A 6878-nucleotide genomic window follows, 5' to 3' on the forward strand; every position below is an offset into this window, starting at 1 on the left:
CGATACGCTAACCGTCGGGGCTTGACACCGGTGCAGGCCGCGTCAACGGCTGGCGAAGTACGTATTCGTCGGACCCGTCCGAGGGCCACGCGAAAGGCTCCCTCAGTAATTGCTCCAGCTCGTGGGGCGTAACCGGCTTGCTGTAGTGATAACCCTGGATTTCGTGACAGTCGTTGTCGCGCAGGAAATTGAGTTGATTCTTCGTTTCGACGCCTTCGGCAATGACCTTGAGATTCAATTGCCGTCCAAGCGAGATAACGGCCCGCGCAATCGCGCGGTTATCCTCGCCGTCAGGCAGCTCGCGCACAAACGACTGATCTATTTTCAGGCGCACGATCGGGAAGTGTTTCAACGCACTCAAGCTGGAATAGCCAGTGCCGAAGTCATCGATAGACAGGCGCACGCCCATGGCTTGCAATTGCGTCATGATCGCAATGGCCCCATCGAGATCCTGCATGATGAGACTCTCGGTAAGTTCGAGTTCGAGATACTGCGCATCGAGCCCGCTCACCGCCAGCGCGTGCGCCACGCGTGCCACCCAATCCTTCTGCAGGAACTGCCGCGCCGAGACGTTGACCGAAATGGTCATGGGCGCCATGCCTGCATCCTGCCAGGCCTTGTTCTGGTAGCAGGCCGTATGCAGCACCCAGTCGCCTATAGGCACAATCAGCCCCGTTTCTTCTGCAAGCGGAATGAACGTGGTCGGGGAGACTAACCCTTCTGTCGGGTGATCCCAGCGTAACAGCGCTTCCACGCCAAAGATCTTCTCGGTTCGCAAATCGACCTGAGGCTGATACACCAAACGAAATTCCTCGTTCGCGAGCGCGTGCCGCAACTGCTCCTGGAGTCGCAGTTTCTCGTGCACCTTGATGTTTATCTCGGACGTATACAGCTGGTAGTTGTTGCGGCCCATCTCTTTTGCTCGATACATCGCAGCGTCGGCGTTCATCAGCAGCGTATCGGCGTCAAGGCCATCGTTCGGGTAGCTCGCGAGCCCCATGCTGCAGGTCACCTGGAAATTCTGATCGTTCAGCTTGACCGGCTCGCGAATCGCATCGCGAATCTTTTCGATTGTCACCGTAATATCCACTCCCTGCGGTGCCTGGTCAAAGAGAACGACCACAAACTCGTCACCGCCAAGCCGCACCACGGTATCGGTACGCCGCACGCACCGCACCATGCGGTCAGCCACGATCTTCAACAGGCTGTCGCCAGCGCGATGACCAAGGCTGTCGTTGATCAGCTTGAAGTTATCGAGATCAATGAACACCACGGTCACGCCACGCTGGTAGCGTTGTGCGTGCAGCAAGACCTGATTCAGCCGGTCAGAAAGCAAGGTACGGTTGGGAAGGCCGGTTAGAGCGTCGTGATTCGCCATGTGGCGAATGCGTTGCTCTGCCTGGCTGCGTTCGATCGCGATGCCCGCAATGCGCGTCGCCATCGCGATGGCCTGTCCCTCGTTCTCTGTCGGTTCATGTGGAGACCGTACGAACAGCGTAAGTACACCCAGTGCGCTGCCGTCATGCGACAGAATGGGCTGCGCCCAGCATGCGCCGTAGCCATGCACGCCACAACTTTCCATCTGCATGCCAAGGTGCGGATCCTGCGTTACGTCCGGTACGTACACCGGCTGGCGCCAATGGACCGCGCGACCGCTTGGTCCCGCATCCGGGCCAATCAGCGAGCCGCGTATCTGCTTGCCATAACGCTCGGGCAGGCTGGGCGCGGCGCCCAATTTCAAGTGCCGGCCGTCGTCATCACACAGCAAGGCGGCACATACCGCCCCTGTGATCTGTGACTCAAGCAGCCGGATCATGGAGGACAACACGTCTGCGAGGGGCGTGCTGGTGGCGATCATTTCCAGCACCCGGTTCTGCTCCGCGCGCCGGACTTCGGCGTGTTTCCGGGAACTGATGTCGCGCATCATCACTACCACGCCGTCTTCCACCCGTACGACCTGCCGATGCAACCATGTAGCCGATGCGTCGGGCCGCTCGTGGACCCACTCCCGCTCCTCGACTACGCCCGTCCTCGCCACGCTCGCAAACTCATCAAGCATGCCGTCGCTGCGGGATCGAGGAAACGCGACATCGAGTGACCGGCCGATCAAGCGGTTGCGCGGTAGTCCAGATACGTCGGCGCCGCGCCGGTTGGTATCTTGGACTCTGAAGCCAACGATCTTACCGTTCGTGTCAAGTTCACTGCGAAGGACAAAAAAGGCGTCAAGACTCGCTTCCGATGCAGCGTAGTAAGTCTGCTGCGCCCGCCGGGCTCGCCGCCGGCTTACCGCGAGCAGCCAGCTCGAGCGGCTAAGTGCGGCCGCCAGCAGGATCAGCGCCACACTGCCGAAGCTTGCCCATAGCAGGTAAGCGCGCCGATGATTTCGGAATTGCGCGAGTTGTTCTTCCTGACCAAGGCCGACTATTGCGATGAGTGGGAAGCCCTGTAACTGGCGCAGGTTTGTATAGCGGCGCACGCCGTTATCCCACGGCTGCACGGCAGGCAAATCGGACGATACTTCGGCGTCCTCCATAGCCGTCTTCGAGAGAACCGCACCCCACGATGACCGTTTGCCTACTTGCTCGGCACGCATCACGCCGTCGGTGCCGAGCAGCGCCAATACACCTTCGTTGCCCATGCGAGCGTGGTCGTAGCTGCTCGTGAAATAGCCGGGGTTCACAGAGAGCATGACGATGCCGGCAAATCCCCCGGCTGCATTCTTCAGTCGCCGGCTGAAGATAATCTCCGGGGCGCCGGTCGTGGCGTTGGGAGTCACCCCGCTGACGAACGGCGCCGGACTGTCGTTGATGCGATCGCGCTGCACGGTGAAATACGGCTGGTCCATCACGGTCGCGGGCGCCTGCACCCGGGTCGCATCGCGCAGACGGCCATCGCTGCCAGCAATCGCCACCTTAAACCCGATCGCGAAGGGCAGCAGCCCCTGGGCCTGCAGCTCGGACAAGCGCACGCCACCCCTCGTCTCATACACGTACTTGACCGTCTTGAGCGCCTGGTCTATGGCAACCAGATCACGCACCATCTGCGCTTCATAGGTGTCGGCGAGTTCGCGACTTAATTCCACCGCGGCGTCCCGGGCAACGGCGTGTTCCACAGTGACTAGATGAATGACGGCGGTCCACGCGAGCACGAGCAGCATTGCCGCAAATAGCGGGAACAGCACGTAGGCTTCGAGCAGACGCCGAAGCGCGGGTGGTACGTTCGCACCCAGTCGACGCAGGCGAATGATCTGAGCAGTCACTACACCCTGAGCCATCAATTCGATGCCACTGTCCGTGCTGTCCAGGTTTCGTGTAATGAGACGCATGATGCCTGCTCCGGTTCTGCAAGGCCGCCGTTCTTTCCTGTTCAAATCACTAGCGCGCGGGACGTCGGGATCTTTCAACGCACACGCCCGACTAGTGAACTCGGCATTACTTCGACGCTTTCAGCGACCCCAACCTCGCTGATATAGCCGATTGAATCGAGCATGAAGTCGAGCGCTCTCCTCACTGCGGTGAGTTCCGCACGTTGCGCGGCGGTCTGCCGCATCTCGTGAAGAACGGTCTCGATTCGAACTCATTCAATCGGCGAAGCTTGTCCGCGTCTGTCTTTTAGAATTAAGCGCGGCCTGCTGCATCGTCTTGCGGGGCGGGGACTCCGGCGCTGCCGCGACCGTGTCCGCCAATTAACTGTGCGACCAAGATGATGTTCGCGTGCGGGGTTTTCTTTCAGCATTGCAAGCGGATTGCCGAGGTTACGATGACGAACTCGGTAATCACCGCCCGGCCGGCAGAATGCATTGTTCAAAGCGCCAGTCTCACTAAGCCCGATAGTGATCCCCACTCTAATAACGGCCTTCGCAGGGAAAAGTTTAATGACCGGGTAAAAATCCGGTCTTGTCAGGAAAATTCGTCACAGCAACGAATAATGCAAAAGGTCCCGTTTGTCTTCTAGTAAACCCTCTGCATGGCTAAGTATGAAATCCGGGATCTTTAAAACATGCCGAATCCACTGCTTGATCGTATTTTTTAATCCTCCGTCCTTTCCGCAGTGCCCGGCCAGCGCGGCGTGTATTGATAGCAGGCACACCTGGTATTCATAGGGAGAAGCGCCTTCTCCGCTTTTCCATTAACGGCCCATCAAGCGGCAAAGGCGGATGAGCCCGAGGTTTTGAGGGCTGCGAGCTATTTGTAAAGAGGAGGGACTATAAATTGAATATTCATTCTCAGGCATGGATCACTTCGTGACCGTCTTGAGAATCCAGGCGCAAGGGAGAGGGAAATGAAACATCTTAAGACTGTGACCCTCGCTGCATTTTCTTTGACCGCCTTCGCGCATGCCCAGAGCCCTGACGACTACGAAGAGGGGGTTGCGGCAGGACAGCTGGGCACCGCGTTGTATAACCTGGCGAATCCCAATAAGCCGCTGCCGATGCCCGCTGCTAACGCATCACAAGATTCCAAAGTTTTGCAACGAGCAGCTTCGACACCCAATTCAACCGTGTCCGGTATCAAGCCTGTTGCAGACACGGATCGTAAAAAGACTAAGCCCTACGCGCAATGATTACCGCACGAAGGCGGCATTCTCACGTTCCCGATAAATGTTACCAGCACGTCGGTGAATGCTTAAGCGCCGGGGTCGCACAGCCCTTCCGCCCGGCGATTCCAAGTGAGCAAAATCGCGCCTGACCGGTCGGCGTCTACGGGTTTAGGACGGCCTCAGTGGCTTCCCACTCCCACCCTGAAAACACCCACCGCTTCGCGCAAGCTCTTGGCCTGATCGGCCATTGCTTGCGCTGCCGCCGTTGCTTGTTCGACCAACGCAGCGTTTTGTTGCGTCACCTCGTCCATCTGCCCAACAGCGATGCTGACCTGCTCAATGCCCGTGCTTTGCTCTGACGACGCGGCTGAGATTTCGCCCATGATGTCAGTCACCTGTTTAACCGAGCTCAATAATTCGCTCATGCTTTTGCCTGCTTCGGCTACCAGACCCGAACCCGTGTCAACGTGATCGAGCGACTCACCAATCTGATCCTTCACTTGCTTGGCTGCGCTCGCGCAGCGTTGGGCCAGCGTACGCACTTCGCCTGCCACAACAGCGAAGCCGCGCCCCTGCTCACCTGCGCGCGCCGCTTCAACGGCCGCGTTAAGTGCAAGGATATTGGTTTGAAATGCAATGCCCTCGATCAGGTTGATGATCTCACCCACTTTCGACGAGCTAGCGGATATATCGCGCATCTTCGTCACCACGCGCTCAACCACCTGTCCGCCTGCGGTGGCTGCGTCAGACGCAGTCTGGGCAAGCATGTTCGCTTGTTTTGCATTGTCGGTATTCTGCTTTACCGTAGACGTCAGCTCTTCCATGCTCGCAGCCGTCTGTTCAAGCGAAGCCGCTTGTTCCTCCGTACGTTGCGACAGGTCGACGTTACCCTGCGCCATTTCATTGGCCGCAACCGCGATCGAATCGGCCGATGTTTTAATCCCCGAGACGATGCTGCTCAATTGCGCGCGCATTGCTTCGAGCGATGCCATCAAGCTCCCGCTTGCACCCGGTGCAATCACTACCGGCACGGCGAGGTTTCCATCCGCAATCTCGCTAGCTACACGTTGCGCTTCGCTAGGTTCCGCACCGAGTTGCTTCAGGATGCTGCGCGTGATCAGCAACGCGGCTATCACGCCGACCATCAGCGCGGCAAGCGCTGCGCTGATGGTGGCGATTCTAAGCTGCGCGTAGCTGCTCTCAGCCCGGTTTGCCTTGTCGTGCATCGTCGTTTTCTCAAGCTCGATCAGCGATCGAAGCGTGCCTCGCCATTGAGTTTGTTTCGGAACGACGTCTTGCAATAACGCCTTGCCAGCCGAGGCTTTGTCATTGGAAACGATGAGCTGAGCGACATTGGCCATGAGCGGACGGGTGGAAGCTTCATCCGTTATCAGCTTGGCGAGCAGTGTTTGCTCTGTGTCCGTTATTAATCCGCTCGACACAAAGATGTCATTCAAGGCTCTCGACGCATCCGCATAGATCCCCTCTTCGTGCTTTATTTTTTCCACGATGGCCTTCATGTCGGCCTCGTTATCGACCAGCATCATGTCGCGGATCGCGATAGAACGTTGGTCGAGGGACGAGCGCATTGTCTGGGCAAGCGTCATCTCTTCCGTGCTGCGGTCGACAATACTCGTCAGCGCTCCGTTAATTTTTGACATGCCGATCAAGCCGACGACAGACACCACGCCAAGAAGAACAAGTAACGCGCCGAAGGCGGCCGAGAGGCGGGTCACAACTTTGAACTGGCTCATCAAAATGACCTTGTAGATTGAAATTTAAAACACACGTTTTTCTGCTGTAGCGAGCCATACGGCGATATGACTTTCTTTCAATTTACTTTCTTTCAAATCCCTTAAGCCGGTGCCGGGCAGACGTGCTTGGCGCTTGCCTCTAGCGTCATATCGTCGATCTTTCGAGGGCTCACGTTGCAATGGAAAATGCGTTCGTGTGCGGATTGTGGATTGCGGTGCAAATTCGAAGATGGGCAGCCGGGCTATTGAGCAATCGTCAAAACATCGGCTGTGTGATGCTGCTTGACCGCCGTCCGTTAGATGCTTGCACCATGACGGTTGCCAGAAAAACGCAAACATCCCCAATTTATCGGCGGATGGCGGCCGATCTTTAGCGGTTACGCGCGTCACCGCCTCACTTCGGTAAGACCTCAATTAAGACCGCAACCGGGATAGTCGAAAAAACGTGCCGGGTAGTCGCCATACCGGTATAGCCAGCGGACTGGCTGCACCGCCGCTCACGCCGTAGGATCCGGGTTGAAGCTGCTCACATCCTTACTTTGCGCGAAGCGGTTGCTCCGGCCCTCAAGAGGTCGCAGGACAACA

At 57.7% G+C, this 6878-nt stretch carries 3 protein-coding genes; 1 reads left to right on the forward strand and 2 read right to left on the reverse strand.

The annotated features are described in order from the left end of the window. Positions 1-7: 7 nt before the first annotated feature. Positions 8-3325 (reverse strand): EAL domain-containing protein, encoded by a 3318-nt coding sequence (locus JWR14_RS14805; RefSeq protein ID WP_299707940.1) that lies wholly within the window; start codon positions 3323-3325, stop codon positions 8-10. Positions 3326-4281: 956 nt separating this feature from the next. On the opposite strand from JWR14_RS14805, the gene JWR14_RS14810 reads away from it, so the two are divergent. Further along, the gene (locus JWR14_RS14810) at positions 4282-4563 is read left to right on the forward strand and encodes a hypothetical protein (protein WP_299707942.1); all 282 of its coding nucleotides are present in this window, start codon (positions 4282-4284) and stop codon (positions 4561-4563) included. A gap of 155 nt (positions 4564-4718) precedes the next feature. On the opposite strand, the gene JWR14_RS14815 is transcribed toward JWR14_RS14810, so the two are convergent. Further along, positions 4719-6293 (reverse strand): methyl-accepting chemotaxis protein, encoded by a 1575-nt coding sequence (locus tag JWR14_RS14815; RefSeq protein WP_299707944.1) that lies wholly within the window; start codon positions 6291-6293, stop codon positions 4719-4721. Between the last annotated feature and the right edge of the window lie 585 nt (positions 6294-6878).

The sequence above is a fragment of the Caballeronia sp. genome (assembly GCF_028292365.1).
GTDB lineage: Bacteria > Pseudomonadota > Gammaproteobacteria > Burkholderiales > Burkholderiaceae > Caballeronia.

Excerpts from the sequence above, each read along its gene's own strand:
- JWR14_RS14805 (WP_299707940.1), bottom strand. The coding sequence starts at position 3,325 with ATGCGTCTCATTACACGAAACCTGGACAGCACGGACAGTGGCATCGAA.
- JWR14_RS14815 (WP_299707944.1), bottom strand. The coding sequence starts at position 6,293 with ATGAGCCAGTTCAAAGTTGTGACCCGCCTCTCGGCCGCCTTCGGCGCG.
- JWR14_RS14810 (WP_299707942.1), top strand. The coding sequence starts at position 4,282 with ATGAAACATCTTAAGACTGTGACCCTCGCTGCATTTTCTTTGACCGCC.